Source organism: Curtobacterium sp. LFS084 (assembly GCF_047977705.1).
Lineage (GTDB): Bacteria > Actinomycetota > Actinomycetes > Actinomycetales > Microbacteriaceae > Curtobacterium.
The window spans coordinates 1-19,351 of record NZ_JBFPFM010000002.1 but is presented as its reverse complement, the minus strand read 5'-3'; the positions used below and the strand labels follow the sequence as shown (position 1 = coordinate 19,351).

Genomic DNA, 19,351 nt, shown 5'->3' with positions numbered 1-19,351 from the left:
TGACGCCGATGACCTCGCTCGAATCGCTCGTGTACATGTCCGTCGCCGTCGACGACCTCACCGACGACCAGCTCGTCGCCATGCTGCGCGAAGCGCGGCTCCGCAACGAGGCGCTCGGCGTCTCCGGTCTGCTGCTCGCGAAGGGCGGCCGGTTCATGCAGGTCCTCGAGGGGCCGGCGTGGAGCGTCGAGGACCGCTTCGCCGCGATCGAGCGTGATCCCCGCCACCTGGACGTCAGGTCGCTGTCCCGCGAGCGCATCGCGACCCGCCGGTTCGACGGCTGGGCGATGGCGTTCGGCAACCCCTCCGACCCCGAGGTCCGCGCCGAACCCGGGTTCAGCACCTTCCTGTCCGAGCGCACCGGCCTGCCGGCCGGGGTGGCGGGCTCGCCGGCCGACTGGTTGCTCCGCTGGTTCCGCGGACGCGAGCTCCGGGACGTCCAGGAGGCGCGGATCACCCTGGCCAGGCACGCCGCCTGACGGGGTGGCCGGCTCCGCGGGCGGCTAGCGCTCCGGCGCCTGGTGGAACCCGATCTCGAGGAGCAGGTTCGCGTGTGAGCGCTGGTCACCCGTCGCGATGACCAACCCGGTCTCGGGGGCGCGCACCGCCTCGTAGAACCCGAACCGGTCGAGGGTGCCGAGCGGCACGTCGGCACCGAGGATCCGCCGGTAGCCCTCGTGCGCCTGGACGACGGTGTCGACCGGCGGCTCCATCACCGTCGCCGCCTCGACCGGCACCGCGTCGAGGAGCGTGGTGAGGACCTCGTCGACGTCGAGCAGTCCCGGTCGGAAGTTGAGGTGCACGAGCGCGGCGCCGGGGCGCATCGCGGTCGCGAACGGGTAGTTGCCGTCGGCGATCAGGACCTTCGAGCCGTGCCCGAGCGACGCGAGCGCGCTGAGCGTCGGTTGGTGGGTGAGGGTGTAGCGCAGCATCATGCCTCCGTGGCGGTGACGGGTCCGGTGGGGAGTCGGGCGACGGATCCACCGGCGACCAGACGGGGGCGGACGACGACGTCGACGGGCGCCTGGTCGTCGTCCGGTGCGGTGAGCCGCGAGCGGATCAGGTCCGCCGCCCGGACCGCCAGCTCGTGCGTGGGCTGCACGATCACGGTGAGCTTCGGGACGGTGACCTGGGCGAGCTCGAGGCCGTCGAACCCGAGGACCGAGAGTTCCCGGCCGAGGGTGAGGCCGGACTCGTTCAGCGCGATGACGGCGCCGAGGGTGAGCTCGTAGTTCGCGCAGAAGACCGCCGTCGGACGATCGGGCAGCACGAGGATCCGCTGCATCGCCGCCTGGCCGTGGCGCACCGTGAGGGGCCCCTCGACCACGGCGTCCGGGGCGAGTACGCCGCCGTCCCGCTCGATGACCGACCGGAAGCCCGCGGTCCGTTCGCGCATGGTCGAGATCGTCGGGTCGCCCGCGACGACGCCGACCCGGCGGTGGCCGTGGTCGAGCAGGTGCCGGGCGGCGAGCGCGCCGGCTCCGTGGTTGTCGAGGAAGACGCCGTCGGTGCCGAGGGCGTCCGCGCGCCAGTCGATCTGCACGACGGGGACGCGCTCGGCAGCACGGGACAGTGCCGCGACGTCGTGGTCGGACGGCACCGCGATGATCCCGTCGACCATCCGGCGCAGGAGCAGGTCGACGGCGCCGGCTCGTGCGTCCGGGCTCGACGAGACGATGACGCTCATCCCGTGGTCGCGCAGGGCGCTCTCGACGCCGGCGATCACGGTGAGGTGGAAGTCGTTGTCGAGCGCCGGCAGCAGGACCCCGATGGTGCCGGACCGCCGCGACCGCAGGCTCCGCGCGAACCCGTTCGGACGGAACCCGAGCGTCGCCGCGGCCGCTTCGATGGCGTGTGCGTTCTCGTCGCGGACGGTGCCGCCGTTGTAGAACTTCGAGATCGTCGCGAGCGAGAGGCCGGTCGCCCGCTGCAGGTCCTTGTAGGTCGCCGTCACCCGGCCCTCCCGGTGACCGTGCCGTCCTCGTCCCACAGGTCGTGCCAGCTGTCGGCGCCCGACCAGAGGAACACCTGCCCCTTGATGAGCCGTGCGCCGCGGTCGACGTCCGCCATGGCGGCGAGCTCGTCGGCGGTCAGCGGGTCCGCCGACGCCCCGGCGAGGTTCGCGCGGTACTGCTCCGGCTTCACCGCGAAGGGGATCGGGACCTGCCCGCGCGCGACGGCCCACTTCAGGCAGACGATCGCCGGGTGGACGCCGTGTGCTTCGGCGATGCGTCGGACGACCGGGTGGTCGACGTCCACCGGGTCGTCGTCCTCGCGGTCGCGCTCCGGGCGGGACGGTGACCCGAGCGGCGAGTACCCGACGGGCTGGATGCCGTTCGCGCGGCAGAAGTCGAACAGCTCGGGCTGCTGGAACGTGGGGTGGAGTTCCATCTCGTTGAGTGCGGGGAGGACCCGCGCGTCGTCCAGCAGCAGGCGCAGCTTCGGGATCGTCGTGTTCGACGTGCCGAGGTGCCGGACGAGGCCGGCGTCGACGAGGCCTTCGAGCGCGCGCCACAGTGCGAGGTAGGCGGCGTGGTCGTAGGGGCGGGCGGATCCGTCGCGGTCCTCGACCGAGGCGTGCGGCGCGTGGTGGTTCGGGAACGGCCAGTGCACGAAGACCGCGTCGAGGTGGTCGAGCCGGAGGTCCCGGAGCGACCGTTCGACGGAGGCGACCGCGTCCGCCGGGTCGTGTGCGTCGTTCCACACCTTCGACATCACGAAGAGGTCCTCGCGCGGGACCCCGCTCGCCGCGATGGCCGCCCCGACCTCGGGTTCGTTGCCGTAGACCGAGGCGCAGTCGACCAGCCGGTAGCCGGCGTCGAGGCCACCGCGCACGGCCGCGGCCACCTGGTCCGGGGTGTACCGGTCCGAGCCGAAGGTGCCGAGCCCGATCGAGGGGATGTGCGCGCCGGTCCGCAGGGGTCGGCTCGTCAGGACGTCCACGGTGGTCCTCCTCCTGCGCGTCGTCGCGCATCACTGAACGTTTCACCCATCGGGCTCGTATGCACGCTACCGTAGAACCGTCCCCAGGACGAAACGTTTCGCTCGACTCGAGGAGGAGTCATGCCCGAACCCCACGACCTGCCACGGCTCGACCCGACAGCGCTGCCGGAGCCGGTCGACGTCAGCGACAACACCGCGGCGCTCGCCGCCGTCGCCGCGGTCGTCGCCACCGGTCCGTACGACGCCACCTGGGAGTCGCTCCGCCGGTACACGCCGCCGCGCTGGTACCAGGACGCGAAGTTCGGGATCTTCCTGCACTGGGGCGTCTACTCGGTGCCCGCGTTCCGGAACGAGTGGTACTCCCGCGACATGTACCGCGAGGGCACGCCCGAGTTCGAGCACCACGTGGCCACCTACGGGCCGCAATCCGAGTTCGGCTACAAGGACTTCATCCCGTCCTTCACGATGGAGCACTTCGACCCGGGTGCCTGGGCGAACCTGTTCCGTCGGGCGGGCGCGCAGTTCGTGGTCCCCGTCGCCGAGCACCACGACGGCTTCGCGATGTACGACACCGACCGCTCCCGGTGGAGCGCGGCACGGATGGGCCCGCAGCGCGACGTGTTCGGGGACCTGATGACGGCCGTCGACGACGCGTTCATGGTCCGTGGGGCGTCCTCGCACCGGGCCGAGCACTGGTTCTTCATGAACGGCGGCGCCCGGTTCGACTCCGACGTCCTCGATCCCCGCTTCATCGACTTCTACGGCCCCGCGCAGCGTGAGGAGACCGCGCCGAACGAGCGGCACCTCGAGGACTGGCTCCTCCGGACGGTCGAGGTCATCGACAAGTACCGGCCCCAGGTGCTGTGGTTCGACTGGTGGATCGAGCAGCCCGCGTTCGAGCCGTGGCTGCGCACCCTCGCCGCGTACTACTACAACCGCGCCGCCGAGTGGGGGCGCGAGGTCGTCATCAACTACAAGTGGGAGGCGTTCGCCGACGGTTCCGCGGTCTACGACATCGAACGCGGTGCGATGGGGGAGATCCCGCCCGTGGTCTGGCAGAACGACACGTCGGTGTCGAAGAGCGCCTGGTGCTGGATCGAGGGGCACGACTACAAGACGACCCGCGACCTCGTCGCCGAGCTCGTGGACGTCGTCGCGAAGAACGGCGTGCTCCTGCTCAACGTCGGTCCGAAGCCGGACGGCACGATCGCCGAACCCGAGCAGCGGCTGCTCGAGGCCGTCGGACGGTGGCTGGTCGTCAACGGCGAGGCGATCTACGGCACACGTCCCTGGCGGGTCTTCGGCGAGGGGCCGACCCAGGTCAGGGCGGGGTCGTTCGTCGACGGCGAGGCCCCGGCGTACACGGCCGAGGACGTCCGCTTCACCACCCGCCGCGACGTCACCGGCGAGTACGTCTACGCCGTCCTGCTCGCCGACCCCGAGGACGGTGTCGCCCGCGTCCGCGCGTTCGGCAGCGGGGCGAACCTGCTCGGGCGGGCCGTCCGCAGCGTCGAGGTGCTGGGCGTCGACGGCGAGGCGGAGTGGACGCAGACCGCCACGGCACTCGAGGTCGTCGTCCGTGGGGAGACGTCCGGTGACTCCGGCCCGGTCGTCAAGGTCTGGCTGCGCCCTGCGGAGCGGCAGGAGCGGCACGACTCGCTGCACGGTTGAGCGAACGCGAACGCGAACGCGGACGCGAACGCGGACGCGGACTCCGGGCGCGGTGCGGGGCCGCACCGCGCCCGGCGTCCGCGACACTGGACCCGTGGAACGACGCACACAGATCCTGGAGGCCGCCGCTCGTGAGTTCGAGCGCGTCGGCTACGCCGCCACGACGGTCGCCGCGGTCGCCCGCGGCGCGGGGGTCTCGCAGGGCGCCCTGTACTTCCACTTCCCGACGAAGCTCGCACTCGCCCTCGGGGTGATCGACGAGCAGAACGTGCGGACCTTCGACGTCGTCAGCCTGCACGACACGTCACCGACCCAGGCGCTCGTCGCCGCTTCCCGCGGCATCGCCGGCATGCTGCTGACCGACCCCGTCGTGAGTGCGGGCATCCGGCTGTCGCTCGAACGCGGCGAGTTCGCTGCCGCGACCGCGGCGTTCTACGACCGGTGGATCGGCGGCATCAGCGACCTGTTCCGACTCGCCGTCGCGAGCGGTGAGCTCCGGACGGACCTCACCCCCGAGCAGCTCGGTGCGACCGTGGTCCCGATGTTCACCGGCGTGCAGCTCGTGTCCGCGGTGCGCACCGGACGGCAGGACCTGTTCCCCGCGGTCGCGACGATGTGGCGGGTCGTCCTCACCGCGGTCGCGGACCCACGGCACCGACCCCGTCTGCTGGGGGTCGTCGAGGACGCGTTCGGCACGGCCGACTGACGCCGTCCGGGGTGCGGGTCAGCGGTCGTGGAGCTCGCGGTCGCGGAACCACTTCAGCAGCCACGCGGCGCTCGTGCGGTCGAACGACGGCGGGAAGTCGATGCCCTCGGTGAGGAACGGGCTGAAGCCCTCCTCCGACGCGACGTCGGCGTCGTCCAGCGCCCGGTACGCCATCGACCACCCGTCGAACCGGCGCCGGTCGATGTCCTCGCGGACGAGCGACTTCAGCTCGGCGTGGCGCGGGTCGCGGGCGATCGCGGCGAAGCGGTCGTCGACGCTCCACGCCGGACCCTCGAGCAGCTGCATGAAGCGGCCGTTCTTCGCGAGCAGCAGACCGGAGACACCGAGCGCCTCGTTGCGGAGCCGCGATGCACGCAGGAGCTCGGCCAGGGCGGCGTCGTCGAAGGGGGTGGCCGCCCGGCTCATGTAGACGATGGAGACGAGCACGCTCCCATCCTGGCGTGGGGCAGGCGGGACACGAAATGGTGTCCGCAACACGTAGTCCGCCGGTGCGGTCCCCGTGCCGCTCACTCGGCGGACGGCGTCGGAGCGGGCACCGGCGCCCGTCCCACCTCGGTGGCGACGCGGGCACGGGTGGCCGGCGCGGCGAGCAGCGCCACGACCAGGAGCCCCGCGGGGACGAGCATCGCCGCCTGCAGGCCGAGGTGCTCGCCGAGGAACCCGAGTGCCGGGGGACCGGCGAGGAAGGCGATGTAGCCGGCGGTCGCGACGACGGACACGCGCCGGTCGCCGTCGGTCGGGTGGTCCCCGGCGGCCGAGATCGCGAGCGGGAACCCGAGGGCGATCCCGAGGCCCCACACCCCGGCGGCGGCCGCGGTGAGCACCGGGTTCGGCGACACCACGACGAGCAGCACGCCGACCACCCCGACGGCCGCGCACACCCGGACGACCGGCGCGCGCCCGAATCGGGCGACGAGGGGCGTGCCGGCCGACCGTCCGACGAACATCGCGAGGGCGAACCCGGTGAAGACCAGGGACCCGACGGCCTCGGGGGCGCCGTGGTCGGTGGTCATGAGGAGCGGGAGCCAGTCGCTCGCGGCGCCCTCGGCGAAGGCCATCGCGAGCGTGATCACGGCGATGAGCAGCACCTGCACGGTCAGGACCGCGCGGAGCCGCGGGACCGGCGCACCGGCGGTCGTCGGCTCCGGCGCGTCGCGGGGGACCGGACGGAGGCCCACGGCGGCGAACGCGGCGAGGGCGGCCATCACGATCGTGGCGCCGACCAGGTGCACGAGGACGGGCGTGCGGACCGCGGTCACCGCGATGCCCACCACACCACCGAGGACCGTGCCGAGGCTGAAGCAGGCGTGCAGGACCGGGACGACCGGCCGGCCGATCCGCCGCTCGACCGCCGCCGCCTCGACGTTGAGGCCGATCTCGGCGACCCCGGACCCGAAGCCGATCAGGAAGAGCCCGCCCCAGACCCCGACGGCGAGCTGCGCGGGGGTGGACAGGGCGACGAGGAGCATGCCGGTCACGGGCAGGGCGCCGCCGAGCACGACGAGCGGCCGGGTGCCGAGCCGCCGCACGAGCACGCCGGCGCCGAGGATGCCGATCATCGAGCCGATCGAGAGCCCGAGGATGACGATGCCCATCGCCTCGATCGAGGCACCGAGCTCGTCACGGATCGCGGGTGTGCGGGTGATCCACGACGCGATCCCGAACCCGGTCATCGTCGACGTGGCGAAGAGTGCCGCGCGGTGGCGCCCGATCATGGGTCCATCAGAACGTGCCACCAGGGCCACGTCAAGGGAACGGCACGGAACCCGCGGACGGCGTCAGCGCAGCATGCCGTGGGAGCGCGCCGCGGACACCGCCGCCGTCCGCGACGCGACCCCGAGCTTGGAGAAGACGTGCACGAGGTGCGACTTCACCGTGGCCTCGCTGATGTGCAGGCGCGCTGCGACCTCGCCGTTCGCCGCGCCGTCGGCGACGAGCCGGAGCACCTCGATCTCCCGCGCCGAGAGCGACACCTGCGGGGTCCGCATCCGGGCCATCAGGCGCCCGGCGATCGCCGGCGCGAGCGCACTCTGCCCGGACGCCGCCGCCCGCACGGCCGCGATCAGCTCGTGCGGCGGGGCGTCCTTGAGCAGGTACCCGCTCGCGCCGGCCTCGACCGCACCGAGGATGTCGCCGTCGGAGTCGTAGTTCGTGAGCACGAGGACGTACGGCGCGGCGTCGAGCGCGCGGATCCGCCGGGTGGCGTCGGCGCCGGAGGTGTCCTGGCCGAACTGCAGGTCCATCAGGACGAGCTCGGGCGACAGCGTCGCGGCGAGGTCGACCGCCGCGCCCGGTGTCGCCGCCTCGCCGACGACCTCGATCCCGTCCTCGCCGTCCAGGAGCGCGCGGAGGCCGGCCCGCACGACCGGGTGGTCGTCGGCGATCAGGACCCGGATCACGGCACCTCCAGGACGGCGACGAGCGTGGTGCCCCGCCCGGGGGCCGAGTCGATCTCCAGGCGGCCGCCGAACTGGTCCACGCGGTCCTGGGTCGCGCGCAGCCCGAACGAGTCGGACGAGCCGGCCCCTGCCGCGGCGGTGACCGGGTCGAACCCGACGCCGTCGTCGGCGACCGTCAGTCGCGCCTCCTGGCCCGTGACCGCGAGCGACACCGTGAGGTGCGTGGCGTGCGCGTGCTGCACCACGTTCGCGACCGCGCCCTGGGCGATGCGCAGCAGCGCCGTCTGGACGTCCATCGGCAGCGCGACGTCGGGGACGGCGACGGTCACGGTGAGACCGTCGCCGGACCACTGCTGCTCGGCGAGGCGGCCGAGCGCGGCGGGCAGCCCCCGGTCGAGCGACGGCGGCGTCAGCTCGCGGATGAAGCGCCGGGTGTCGGCCAGGCCGTCCGCCGCCGTCGCACGCGCGAGCCGGATGTGCTCGACCCCGGGCCGGTCGCCGTCCGCACGCTCGGCGGCATGCAGCAGCATCTGGATGCTCGACAGGCCCTGCGCGACCGTGTCGTGGATCTCGCGGGCGAGCCGCGCCCGCTCGGCGAGGACGCCCTGCTCGCGCTCGGTCGCGGCGAGCCGGTCCCGGGTGGCGAGGAGTTCCGCGACGAGCGCCTCGCGCTCCGTGGCCTCGCGCGCGAGGGCGCGGTACCCGAGGCCGATGAGCAGCGCCACCCCGGCGCCGACGAGCGGTCCGACGACCCCGCCGACGGTGAAGCCGCCGTGCAGCCCGAGTGCGACGACCGCGACGAGGGTGGCGACCACCACCGCGACCGGACCGACGACCCGGGGCAGGACGTGCAGGTACAGGAAGAACAGCGGGAAGACGAGGTAGGCGGCCTCGGGCACGACCACCAGCAGGGCGATCCAGACGAGGCTCAGCGCCACGAGCCAGAGCGCGCCCGCGACCCGCCGACGACGGGGCGCGGTGCGGGCCGCGACGGCACCGAGCAGGTAGACGCCGGCGAAGACGACGCTCAGCCCGAGCGGCACCCACGGGCGGGGGCCGTCGCCCACCAGGATCCGGACCACCACGAGGGCGAGGAGCGCGGCGGACAGCACGTGCAGGCCGGTGCGGAGACCGACGAAGACCGGGGTGAGCGTGCTGTGGGCCATGTCCCTCCCAGCGTACGGAGCCGGCAGCGGGACCGGATCAACCGAAAGTTCGATCCGGGGACCAACCCCGTCGGCGATGTCCGGGACGAGGGCCGCGGCGAGGCTGGGTGCGAGGTCACGGACGGTCCGCGACCTCGGGAAGGAACACCGTGTTCGTCGCCTGGCGCGATCTCCGGTTCGCTCGCGGACGCTTCGTGCTCATCGGCTCCGTCGTCGCCCTCATCACCCTCCTCGTGGGCTTCCTCGCGGGGCTGACGGGCGGACTCGCCGCCCAGAACGTCTCCGCCGTGCTCGCCCTGCCGGGCGACCGACTGGTCCTGCAGCAGCCCGCCAACGGGCAGCCGTCCTTCGGCGAGTCCACCATCGGCCGGGAGGCGCGGGTCGGCTGGCAGGACGCGGCCGGCGTCGACGAGGTGGTCCCCGTCGGCATCGTGCAGGGACGGGCGACGTCGGCCCACGACGACGGGTCTGCGGTCGGGGTGGCGCTCTTCGGGCTGCCGTCGGCCGGCGACCACGCCGGGACGGTCGCCGCGCTCGCACCGGCGCACGACGACGAGGTCGGGCTCTCCACCGGCGCCGCGTCCGACCTGGGCGTCGCGGTCGGCGACCACGTGACGATCACGGGCACGACCTACCGGGTCGCCTCGGTCGGTGGGGACGCCTGGTACAGCCACACCCCGGTGCTCGCGATGACGCCGGACGCCTGGTCGGCCGCGGACCGTCGGCTCGGGGGCGACGGGGACCCGACGGTGCTCGCCGTCAGCGGGTCGCCGGACTGGGACGCCGTCGCCGCCCGCACGGACACGTCGGCTGCCTCGCACCTCGGGTCGCTCACGGCGCTCGAGACCTTCCGCTCGGAGGTCGGTTCGCTCGCCCTGATGATCGCCATGCTCTTCGGCGTCTCCGCCCTCGTCGTCGGCGCCTTCTTCACGGTGTGGACGATGCAGCGCGCGGGCGACGTCGCCGTCCTGAAGGCGCTCGGTGCGAGCACCCGGTCGCTCGTGGGCGACGCTCTGGGCCAGGCGCTCGTCGTGCTCGTCGTCGGCATCGGCGTCGGGACCGCGGCGGTCGTCGGACTCGGGGCGCTCGCCGGGGGAGCGCTGCCGTTCCTCCTCAGCCCGCTCACCACCGTGGTGCCGGCGACCGCGATGGCACTCCTCGGCCTCGCCGGGGCCGCCGTCGCCCTCCGGACCGTCACCGCAGCCGACCCCCTCACCGCACTCGGGAGCAACCGATGATCACCCTCGACGACGTCACCCTCACCTTCCCCGACGGCGACCGCCGCGTCACCGCGGTCGACCACGTGTCCCTGACCGCCCGCGCCGGCGAGGTCACCGGCATCACCGGCCCGTCCGGGTCCGGCAAGTCCTCGATCCTGGCGGTCGCGGCGACGCTCATCCGGCCGGACTCCGGCCACGTGCACCTCACCGACGCCGCGGGCGCTCGGGTCGACGCCGCCGCACTGTCCCGCGACGAGGCCACCGCGCTCCGCCGCGAGCGGATCGGCATCGTGTTCCAGCAGTCGAACCTGCTGCCCGCGCTCACCGCCCGCGAGCAGCTCCTCGTGATGGCGCACCTCGGCGGGCCGCGCGTCGGACGCCGGGCGGCGGAGCTCCGGCGCCGGGCGGACGACCTCCTCGACGCCGTCGGGCTGGCCGGGCACGCCGACAAGCGGCCGGCCCAGCTGTCCGGGGGCCAGCGGCAGCGGATCGCCATCGCCCGTGCCCTGGTCCACGAGCCCGCGGTCCTCGTCGTCGACGAACCGACGAGCGCCCTCGACCAGGAGCGCGGCGCGGCGATCATGGCGCTCATCGCGCAGCTGACCCACGAGCGCGGCACGGCGACGATGCTCGTGACGCACGACCTGGTGCACCGGGACGCGCTCGACTCGCTCGTCACGGTCGTGGACGGACGGGTGCTGTCCGACCGGACGACGAGCGAGCGGTCGATCGCCGCCTAGGATCGGGCACATGGCGACCGTCCTCCTCGTCCGGCACGGACGCACCACCGCGAACGCGACCGGCGTCCTCGCCGGACGGACGGCAGGGGTCGCGCTCGACGCGGTCGGCCGCGAGCAGGCGGCGCGGACGGCCGAGCGCCTCGCCGCCGTGCCGCTCGCCGCGGTGGTGTCCAGCCCGCTCGAACGGTGCCGGCAGACCGCCCGGGCGGTGCTCGGACGGCAGACGGGCGAGCCGGGGACCCGCATCGAACGGGCGATCACGGAGTGCGACTACGGCGACTGGCAGGGCCGGAAGCTCCAGGACCTCGCGCAGGAGCCCCTCTGGCGGACGGTGCAGGCGAACCCGAGCGCCGTCGTGTTCCCCGGCGGCGAGTCCATGCAGGGCATGCAGTCCCGTGCGGTCGCGGCGATCCGGCGGATCGACGCCGAGGTCGAGGCCGCGCACGGCCCGTCCGCCGTCTGGGTCGCCGTCAGCCACGGCGACGTCATCAAGTCGGTGCTCGCCGATGCCCTCGGCATGCACCTCGACCTCTTCCAGCGGATCGCGGTCGGACCGGCCTCGGTGTCCATCGTGCGCTACGGCGAGCACCGCCCCGAGGTCGTCGCGTCGAACACCGAGTCGGGCGACCTCGCCTGGCTGGCCGCCGCGCCCGCGCCGACCGGGGACGCCGCGGTCGGGGGCGGCGCCGGCCACGACGACGCCTCGTCCGGAGCCGCTCCCGCCGGAGCCTGAACGAGTGTCGTCCGGCCCTCCTACAATGCGGGGTATGCCCACCATCGTGCACGGCTTCGACTGGCCGGACCGTCTCGTCGTCGGGACCGTCGGCCGCCCGGGCGAGCGGTCCTTCTACATCCAGGCGCGCGACGGCCGCCGCGTCACGAGCGTCGCCCTCGAGAAGGAGCAGTCGGCCGTCCTCGCGGACAAGATCGACGAGCTCCTGGACGAGGTCGCGACGGTCGAGGACAACCGCTTCAGCGTCCCGCCCACCGCTCCCGCCGAACTCCGCGACGGCGGACCGCTCGACCAGCCGGTCGAGGCCGAGTTCCGCGCCGGTGCGCTGAGCCTCGGGTTCGACCCCGCGACCGCCCAGGTCGTGATCGAGGCGTACCCGATCGACGACGAGCTCGAGATCGTCGCCGAGACGGGCGAGGACGGCGACGAGATCGAGGCCGTCGTCGAGATCCCCGAGCCTGCCGAGCTGTTCCAGGTGAAGATCCCCGTCGGCACCGCCCGCGCGTTCGTCGAGCGCACCCGGGAGATCGTGGCAGCCGGCCGCCCACCAGGGGCCGCATGAGCCACGGATCGGTGTCCATCCGGGCACGCATCCGGGAAGCCTCGAACGCCACGTTCCTCGCCGACCTCGACGGCGAGGCGGTCGTCTACAAGCCGATCGAGGGGGAGCGCCCGCTCTGGGACTTCCCGGACGGCACGCTCGCCGACCGCGAGGTCGCGGCCTACCTGGTGTCCGAGACGCTCGGGTGGGACGTCGTGCCCCCGACGTGGATGGGCGACGGACCGTTCGGTCGCGGCATGCTCCAGCGCTGGCAGGAGGTCGACCCCGAACAGGACGCCGTCGACCTCGTCCCCACCGAGGACGCCGACGCCGACCCTGCTGACGCCACGGCACCCCGGTGGCTGCCGGTGCTCGAGGCGATCGACGAGCAGGACCGCCCGGTGACCCTCGTACACGAGGACACGACGGCACTCCGGCGGATGGCGGTGTTCGACGTCGTCGTGAACAACGCCGACCGCAAGGGCGGTCACGTCCTCGCGATGCCGGACGGCCACCGCTTCGGCGTCGACCACGGCCTGACCTTCCACGTCGAGCACAAGCTGCGCTCGGTGCTCTGGGGCTGGATCGGCGAACCGCTCGACGCCGACGAGCTCGAGGGCATCGACCGGGTGACCGAGGCGCTCGACGGCGACCTCGGTGCGGCGCTCGACGAGCACCTCACCGTCGCCGAGGTCGACACGCTCCGGGCCCGCTGCGCCGCGCTCCGGGCCGTCGGGGTGTTCCCGCCGCCGCCCGGACACGGGCCGGCCGTGCCCTGGCCGCTCTTCTAGCGAGCAGTGGGCGACGACGGTCCCAGCGGACACGTCCTGTGCTGCGTCGGACTCGGGTCGCGTCGGTCCCGGGCGCACCGGGAGGGATCGGGTCGGCAGGCTCCGTCGGGTCCGGAGCCCACCGACCCCACCGCGTCCCGCCTGCCGGGACGCGGATGCCCGCGAGGTCGACCGAACCGCGCCGTTGCGTTCCGGGACCCCACGGGGGTCGACCGGCCGAGGACGGATCAGGTGCACTCGGACGGCCGACACCACCCGGCCGACGATGTCGGTCTGGTGGAGCGGTGATGGGCGGCCGAGGTCCGGGGCAGCTGTGACGTCAGCATACGACGACGGGTGCCCTGGCGACCAGGCCCTTCACGTCAGATCGTCCAGTCGTCGCGGGGGAACGCTCCGCCGCGACGCGACCCCAGGTACGACCCGACGACCGCGACGCCGAGGTCGTCGTTCTCCGGCGCGACGACCGTGCCGTCCACGCGTCTCGCCATGGCGTCGACGAAGCGCGCCAGCCCCGGGTCGTCCCCGAGCCGGAAGAACGTGGTCTGCGCGCCGAGTCGTCCGGCGTTCTCCAGCTCGCGGACGGACAGCGCGATCGTGATCGGGTCCGGCGGGTACCCGAACCACACCTGGCCGTTCGGCTCGAGGTGCGACGTCGGTTCGCCGTCGGTGACGATGAGCAGCACGGGCTGGGCGGTCGGGTGCTTCCGGAAGTGCCGGTTCGCGAGGAGCAGCGCGTGGTGCAGGTTCGTGCCCTTGTCCCACATCGCGTCGAGGCCGACGAGCTGCTCGATGTCCATCACCTCGGCCTCGCGTCCGAAGGCGATGAGCTGCAGGTCGTCGCCGCGGAACCGGGTCGACACGAGCGTGTGGAGCGCGAGCGCGGTGCGCTTCATCGGCACCCAGCGGTCCTCCATCGCCATCGAGAACGAGGTGTCGACGAGCAGCGCCACGCAGGCCTGTGTCCGAGCCTCGGTCTCCTGCACCTCGACGTCGTCGATCTGCAGGCGGACCCCCGGGCCCGTCCGGCCCGAGGCCGCGGTGCGGGTGAGCGCGTTCGTGATCGACCGGGTGACGTCCCACGGTTCGGTGTCGCCGTACTGCCACTGCCGTGTCGCGCCCGATGGTTCCCCGGACGCGCCGGACCGCCGGAGGTCCCGGGCTCCCTGGCGACCGGACATCCGCTCGGCGACGTCGCGGAGCAGGCTCTTCCCGAGCTGCCGCATGGCCTTCGGTGTGAGTCGGAGCTGCCCGTCGGCGCCGCGGCGCATCGCCCCGGAGTTCCGCAGGGCCTTCTCGAGCCGCTGCAGGGTGGTCGCGTCGACGACGGCGTCGTTCCCGAGCTGGCGGCCGAGGGCGTCGAGGTCGAGGTCGTCCAGGTCGGAGCCCGGTCCGGCCTGTGCGATCTGGTCGGCGAGGGCGTCGAGGTCGGCGATGTCCTGGAACACCCCGGTGCCGTCGCCGAGCCCGAGTCCCTGCTCGCCCTCCATCCGCTCGGACCCGCCCCAGTCCTCGCCCGGCCGGAGCGAGCGGAGGGTGTCGTCGAGCTGGGCGAGCTGTCCCATCAGGTCGGGGGAGCCGAACGCCTGCTGCGCGAGGGCGTCGAGTTCGTCGCGCTGTTCCCGGGTCATCGAGTTGCGCATCCGCTGCGCCGCGGCCGCCCGGGCAGCGAGGTCGTCGAGCAGCTCCTCGACGTTCTGCGGGGCCGACGGGAAGTACCGGCCGTGCTCGGCCATGAACGCGTCGAACTGCTCCTGCGTGTCCGTCCCTGCACGGTGGTCCTCGAGCAGCGCGGTGAGGTCGCGCATCATCGCGGCGACGTCCTCGCGGTCCTGGTCCGTGGCGCCCTCGAGCGCCTGCTTCATGCCGGCGAAGCGCTGGTCGAGCACCTCGCGGCCGAGCAGGTCCTTGATCTCCTCGAACTTCTGCCGCGCGGCCGGACTCGTCCAGTCGTAGCCGTTCAGCTCCTGGACCGCGGTGGCCGGCGACGGCGAGAGGCTGTCGAGCTGCATCTCGGCGAGGGCCCGGTCGCCGTCGTCGATCTCGGTGTCCCGGGCGAGCTGTCCGCGTTCGGCGAGCACGGCTTCGTCCAGCAGCTGCTTGACCTGCTGCAGGGTGCCGTCGAGGTTGTGCTTCGCCGTCAGCTCCCGCCGTCGCTCGGCCACCCGGCGTGCCAGGTCGTCGAGGCCGCGCTGGTCCCGACCGCCCCGGCGCAGGTACTCCCGGAGGGCACGCTCGGGCGAGGTGCCGCCCATCACGTCCTCGCCGATGGCGTCGAGCGCCTCGGCCAGGTCGACCGGGGGAGCGAGCGGGTCCGGCCCGTCCTCGTACTTCCCGTAGCGGGCGTCGCGGGTCAGGCGCCGGTTCGCCCTAGCCATAGACGGCTTCGCCCCCGCCGGACTCCTTGCTGATCCGCCGCGCGAGGTAGAGCCCCTCGAGCGCGAGTTCGATGGCCCCGGCACGTCCGCCGTCGTCGGTCGCTCCGAGTCGTTCGCCGATCTGGTCGTACAGGTCGGACTCACCGATCGACGGCAGGCCCTCGAGGAAGGTCCGGGCGCTGACCTGCTCGCCCGTGGTCACCATCGTGCCGCCGTCGAGGGCCTCGACGAGGACCGCGAAGTCGAGTCCGCGGAAGCGCGCGCGGACGGTCTCGGCGGTCGCGGTCCGGAGCAGGTGCTCGAGCACCTCGTCGGCCCGGTCCTCCTCGCCGTTCTCGAACTCGATCTTGCCGCCGAGGACGTCTACGGCGGTCTCGAGGTCGATCGGCCGTGCGACCGCGTGCTCCTCGCCCTGCCGTGCGGCGCGGTGCACCGCGGCGGCGGAGACGGTCTCGGCGCCGGCGATCGCGAAGCGGGCGCTGACGCCGCTGCGCTGGTCGACCGCACTCGATGCGCGGAGCGCCCGCGTGAACCGCGCGAGGATCTCGACGAGCGCGTCCGGCACGTCGGCGGTGAGCCGCGCCTCCTGGCGGATGACGGCGATCTCGTCCTCGAGCTCGATCGGGTAGTGGGTCCGGATCTCGGCGCCGAAGCGGTCCTTGAGCGGCGTGATGATGCGGCCGCGGTTCGTGTAGTCCTCGGGGTTCGCGCTCGCGACCACGAGCACGTCGAGCGGCAGCCGCAGCACGTAGCCGCGGATCTGCACGTCGCGCTCCTCCATCACGTTGAGCATCGCGACCTGGATGCGTTCGGCGAGGTCGGGGAGCTCGTTGATGGCGACGATGCCGCGGTGGCCGCGGGGGACGAGCCCGAAGTGGATCGTCTCCGGGTCGCCGAGGCTGCGTCCCTCCGCCACCTTCATCGGGTCGACGTCGCCGATGAGGTCGGCGACGCTCGTGTCCGGCGTCGCGAGCTTCTCGACGTAGCGGTCGTCCCGGTGGCGCCAGCTGATCGGCAGGGCGTCGCCGAGGTCCTCCGCCCGCCGGATGCTCGCGGTCGTGATCGGTTCGTACGGGTGCTCGCCGAGCTCGGAGCCGGTGATGACCGGCGTCCACTCGTCGAGCAGGCCCTGCAGGGTGCGGAGCAGGCGTGTCTTGCCCTGGCCGCGCTCGCCGAGCAGGACGACGTCGTGCCCGGCGATCAGGGCGCGTTCGAGCTGCGGGATCACGGTGGTCTCGAAGCCGTGCAGGCCGGGCCACGGGTCGCGGCCCTCGCGGAGGGCGCTGATCAGGTTGTCGCGGATCTCGGCGCGGACCGTCTTCTGGACGTGGCCAGAGGTGCGGAGCTCGCCGACCGTTCTGATGGTGGGTCGGGTCACCTGTCCGACGCTACGCCCTTCGGGCCGGGGGGGGGGGGGGGGGGGGGGGCCCGCCCCCCCCCCCCCCCCGGCGTGGGGTGGGGAGAGAGAAGGGCCATGGAGGTGGGGACGGCGGCGGGCGCCCGGGGGGGGGGGGGGGGGCGGGGCCGCGCCCCCCCCCCCCCCTCCCGGCATCCTGCTTGTGAGTTCTCAAAGCACTTGCAATGATTGGGACTCCGGCATCGGAGCCGGATTCGATTAGGGGGATCCGGCTCCGGGCCCGGAACCCGTTCGTTTCCGGATCTGAACCATCTCGTCGATCTGGGCGTACGTTCCCCTCTCGTGAGCAGCACGACGAACGGGGCGATCAAGAGCCTGGTCCCCGCCAGGATGGACAGACTGCCGTGGACACGGTTCCACTGGAGCGTCGTGGTGGGACTCGGCGTCTCGTGGGTCCTCGACGGCCTCGAGATCCAGATCGTGTCGAACGCCGGCTTCCAGGCGGACCTGGACCTGTCGACGCAGCAGGTGACGTCGCTCGGCACCATCTACCTCATCGGGCAGGTCGTCGGCGCGATCGTCTTCGGCCGGATGTCCGACCGGTTGGGGCGGCGGAAGCTCTTCATCCTCACGCTGGCCATCTACCTGATCGGCTCCGGCATCGCCGGGCTCGCGCAGGACTTCTGGTTCCTCGCGGCCTTCCGGTTCGTGGCGGGTCTCGGCATCGGCGGCGAGTACGCGGCCATCAACTCGGCGATCGACGAGCTCATCCCGGCGAAGTACCGCGGGCACGTCGACATCGCGATCAACGGCACCTACTGGGGCGGCGCGGCACTCGGCGCGTTCGCGAACATCTACCTGCTCGACACGGCCAACTTCGCCGAGAACATCGGCTGGCGCATCGGCTTCTTCCTCGGCCCGGTGCTCGGCATCGCGATCATCTTCCTGCGGCGGCACATCCCGGAGAGTCCCCGGTGGCTCATGACGCACGGACGCGAGGAGGAAGCCGAGGCGACGGTCACGCAGATCGAGGAATCGGTCGAGCAGTCCACCGGGCACCGGCTGCCGGAGGTCGACCAGTCCAAGGCGATGACCGTCACCCCGACCGACAACGTCAAGTTCCGGACGATCGTGAAGGTGCTGTTCCGGCAGTACCCGACCCGGACCCTCGTCGGCGCGACGATGATGATCACCCAGGCGTTCCTCTACAACGCGATCTTCTTCACCTACGCCCTGGTGCTCACGAACTTCTTCGGCCTGAAGACGGCCGAGACGAGCGTGTACTTCTTCCCGTTCGCGATCGGCAACCTGCTCGGCCCGATCATCCTCGGGCGGTTCTTCGACACCTGGGGTCGTCGGCAGATGATCTTCTCGACGTACCTCGTCTCGGGTCTCGTGCTCGCCACCTCGGCGTTCCTGTTCCAGGCCGACGCGATCAGCGCCACCGTGCAGGTCGTCTTCTGGTGCGTGTCGTTCTTCTTCGCCTCGGCGGGGGCGTCGAGCGCCTACCTGACCGTGTCGGAGATCTTCCCGCTCGAGCTCCGGTCGCAGGCGATCTCGTACTTCTTCGCGCTGGCGCAGATCTTCGGTGCCATCGCCCCGCTGATCTACGGTGCGCTCATCGGCGACGGGTCCTCCCGCGAACCGCTGTTCTGGGGGTACCTGCTCGGTTCCGCGGTGATGATCGCCGGCGGGGTGGTGGCGCTGGTCTTCGGGGTCGACGCGGCCCGGAAGGGGCTCGAGGACGTCACCCAACCGCTCTCGGTCCTGACCAAGGAGGCGGACACGGCGCGGAAGTAGTATTCCGTATGCGAAGTGTTTAGCACCGAGTTGCGGGGTCTGTCATCGTCCTCGCATGGCAGTCCTCCACAGCACGACAGTGTCCCGCACGGTCCACGGTCCGACCACTCGCGAAGCCGGCGGCGTGGGCCGTGCGTGATCCTGGCGCCATGGAGCGAGCACAGCACCAGCCGGGTCGTGACGACGACGACCCGCTCGGCATCCGACGCAGTCTGCTGCGCGACGCCGTCTTCGCCCGACTGCTCGACAACGTGCTGCGCGGGGTGTACCGGCGTGGGCAGCGGATGCGGTTGGATACCATCGCGGCGGACATGCGGGTGTCCCGGACGCCCGTCCGCGAAGCGCTCGTGCCGCTCGAGAACCTGCGGCTCGTGTCGGTGCAGCGGTACGTCGGGGTCGTCGTCGCGCACTGGACCGTCGACCACATGATCGAGCGCATCCGCATCGCGCGGACGATGATCACCGAGCCCTCGGCGGGGTCGGCCCGGAGTGCGGACCGGTTCGACGTCGCCTGGCTGCGGACGTGCGCGACCGAGGGTGGCGTGTTCGTCGAGATCGGTTCGTGGTGGCTGCGCCGGAGCGGTGCGGCGGTCAGTGCTGACTGGCTCCTGTCGCAGCGTGCCGTGCTCGACGCGTTCTTCACGGACGAGGTGGCGCTGGCGAACGGCATCGACGCCGTGGTCGCGCGGCGGGAGCGGCGGGTGCTGGCGGATCGGGCGACCGTGGCGGCCGAGCGGGATGCGCTCGACGAGTGTGCGGCGGTGCTGGTCGAGCTCGCGGACGCCCTGATCGCGCTGCCGGAGCGGTTCCGGGCAGCCGCCTGACGGCTCCCGCGCGCGCGCCTGTGCGCCCGCGCGGACGGCTGGTGCGGTTGGTGCGCCGCGGCGG

General features: G+C 72.8%; 19 protein-coding genes. 10 read left to right on the top strand and 9 right to left on the bottom strand.

The features are described 5' to 3' along the window. Positions 1-8 precede the first annotated feature (8 nt). On the top strand, positions 9-479 hold the full coding sequence (locus tag ACNQOV_RS01540; protein WP_416393058.1) for a BLUF domain-containing protein: 471 nt from the start codon (positions 9-11) through the stop codon (positions 477-479). Positions 480-503: 24 nt separating this feature from the next. Here ACNQOV_RS01540 and ACNQOV_RS01535 read toward each other — a convergent pair whose 3' ends face one another. From ACNQOV_RS01535 to ACNQOV_RS01525, 3 genes are read right to left on the bottom strand one after another with little or no spacing between them, the layout of a single operon-like run. Then, a complete protein-coding gene (locus ACNQOV_RS01535; RefSeq protein ID WP_416393057.1) occupies positions 504-932 on the bottom strand; it encodes an RbsD/FucU domain-containing protein in 429 nt (142 codons plus the stop codon). Next, a complete protein-coding gene (locus ACNQOV_RS01530) occupies positions 932-1,954 on the bottom strand; it encodes a LacI family DNA-binding transcriptional regulator (RefSeq protein WP_022907692.1) in 1,023 nt (340 codons plus the stop codon). The genes ACNQOV_RS01535 and ACNQOV_RS01530 overlap by 1 nt, the downstream gene beginning before the upstream one ends. Then, on the bottom strand, positions 1,951-2,943 hold the full coding sequence (locus ACNQOV_RS01525) for an aldo/keto reductase (protein WP_416393055.1): 993 nt from the start codon (positions 2,941-2,943) through the stop codon (positions 1,951-1,953). Before ACNQOV_RS01525 ends, ACNQOV_RS01530 begins: the two co-directional genes overlap by 4 nt. A 120-nt stretch (positions 2,944-3,063) precedes the next feature. On the opposite strand from ACNQOV_RS01525, the gene ACNQOV_RS01520 reads away from it, so the two are divergent. After that, on the top strand, positions 3,064-4,614 hold the full coding sequence (locus tag ACNQOV_RS01520) for an alpha-L-fucosidase (RefSeq protein WP_416393054.1): 1,551 nt from the start codon (positions 3,064-3,066) through the stop codon (positions 4,612-4,614). 94 nt (positions 4,615-4,708) lie between these two features. Further along, positions 4,709-5,320, top strand: a complete 612-nt coding sequence (locus ACNQOV_RS01515) for a ScbR family autoregulator-binding transcription factor (RefSeq protein WP_402267489.1) — start codon at positions 4,709-4,711, stop codon at positions 5,318-5,320. An 18-nt stretch (positions 5,321-5,338) separates the two neighbouring features. On the opposite strand, the gene ACNQOV_RS01510 is transcribed toward ACNQOV_RS01515, so the two are convergent. From ACNQOV_RS01510 to ACNQOV_RS01495, 4 genes are all read right to left on the bottom strand, one after another. Further along, positions 5,339-5,767, bottom strand: a complete 429-nt coding sequence (locus tag ACNQOV_RS01510; protein ID WP_416393052.1) for a BLUF domain-containing protein — start codon at positions 5,765-5,767, stop codon at positions 5,339-5,341. Positions 5,768-5,847: 80 nt separating this feature from the next. Further along, positions 5,848-7,056, bottom strand: coding sequence for an MFS transporter (locus ACNQOV_RS01505; protein WP_416393051.1), 1,209 nt, complete (start codon positions 7,054-7,056; stop codon positions 5,848-5,850). 63 nt (positions 7,057-7,119) lie between these two features. Further along, positions 7,120-7,740: a response regulator gene (locus tag ACNQOV_RS01500; protein WP_416393050.1), complete on the bottom strand. Its 621-nt coding sequence runs from the start codon at positions 7,738-7,740 to the stop codon at positions 7,120-7,122. Continuing rightward, positions 7,737-8,906: a sensor histidine kinase gene (locus ACNQOV_RS01495; protein WP_416393048.1), complete on the bottom strand. Its 1,170-nt coding sequence runs from the start codon at positions 8,904-8,906 to the stop codon at positions 7,737-7,739. The genes ACNQOV_RS01500 and ACNQOV_RS01495 overlap by 4 nt, the downstream gene beginning before the upstream one ends. A 149-nt stretch (positions 8,907-9,055) precedes the next feature. Here ACNQOV_RS01495 and ACNQOV_RS01490 point away from each other — a divergent pair, with 149 nt between their 5' ends. Genes ACNQOV_RS01490 through ACNQOV_RS01470 form a run of 5 tightly spaced genes read left to right on the top strand, consistent with a single transcriptional unit; the run spans position 9,056 to position 12,931 of the window. Then, positions 9,056-10,144: an FtsX-like permease family protein gene (locus tag ACNQOV_RS01490; RefSeq protein ID WP_416393047.1), complete on the top strand. Its 1,089-nt coding sequence runs from the start codon at positions 9,056-9,058 to the stop codon at positions 10,142-10,144. Continuing rightward, positions 10,141-10,866, top strand: coding sequence for an ABC transporter ATP-binding protein (locus tag ACNQOV_RS01485; RefSeq protein WP_416393045.1), 726 nt, complete (start codon positions 10,141-10,143; stop codon positions 10,864-10,866). Before ACNQOV_RS01490 ends, ACNQOV_RS01485 begins: the two co-directional genes overlap by 4 nt. A gap of 10 nt (positions 10,867-10,876) precedes the next feature. After that, the gene (locus ACNQOV_RS01480) at positions 10,877-11,599 is read left to right on the top strand and encodes a histidine phosphatase family protein (RefSeq protein ID WP_022907701.1); all 723 of its coding nucleotides are present in this window, start codon (positions 10,877-10,879) and stop codon (positions 11,597-11,599) included. A gap of 34 nt (positions 11,600-11,633) precedes the next feature. Next, complete coding sequence (locus ACNQOV_RS01475) at positions 11,634-12,161, top strand: DUF3090 domain-containing protein (RefSeq protein WP_022907702.1); 528 nt, start codon at positions 11,634-11,636, stop codon at positions 12,159-12,161. Further along, complete coding sequence (locus ACNQOV_RS01470; protein WP_416393044.1) at positions 12,158-12,931, top strand: SCO1664 family protein; 774 nt, start codon at positions 12,158-12,160, stop codon at positions 12,929-12,931. The genes ACNQOV_RS01475 and ACNQOV_RS01470 overlap by 4 nt, the downstream gene beginning before the upstream one ends. A gap of 362 nt (positions 12,932-13,293) precedes the next feature. On the opposite strand, the gene ACNQOV_RS01465 is transcribed toward ACNQOV_RS01470, so the two are convergent. Then, positions 13,294-15,306, bottom strand: a complete 2,013-nt coding sequence (locus ACNQOV_RS01465) for a vWA domain-containing protein (protein WP_402267467.1) — start codon at positions 15,304-15,306, stop codon at positions 13,294-13,296. Beyond that, positions 15,299-16,684, bottom strand: a complete 1,386-nt coding sequence (locus ACNQOV_RS01460) for a magnesium chelatase (protein ID WP_416393043.1) — start codon at positions 16,682-16,684, stop codon at positions 15,299-15,301. The genes ACNQOV_RS01465 and ACNQOV_RS01460 overlap by 8 nt, the downstream gene beginning before the upstream one ends. Positions 16,685-17,005: 321 nt before the next feature. Between ACNQOV_RS01460 and ACNQOV_RS01455 the strand changes: the two genes are divergently transcribed. After that, positions 17,006-18,463 carry an MFS transporter gene (locus ACNQOV_RS01455; protein ID WP_022907706.1) on the top strand — a complete coding sequence of 486 codons (1,458 nt, stop codon included), beginning with the start codon at positions 17,006-17,008 and terminating at the stop codon, positions 18,461-18,463. A 149-nt stretch (positions 18,464-18,612) separates the two neighbouring features. Next, positions 18,613-19,287, top strand: coding sequence for a GntR family transcriptional regulator (locus ACNQOV_RS01450; protein WP_416393041.1), 675 nt, complete (start codon positions 18,613-18,615; stop codon positions 19,285-19,287). Positions 19,288-19,351 lie beyond the last annotated feature (64 nt).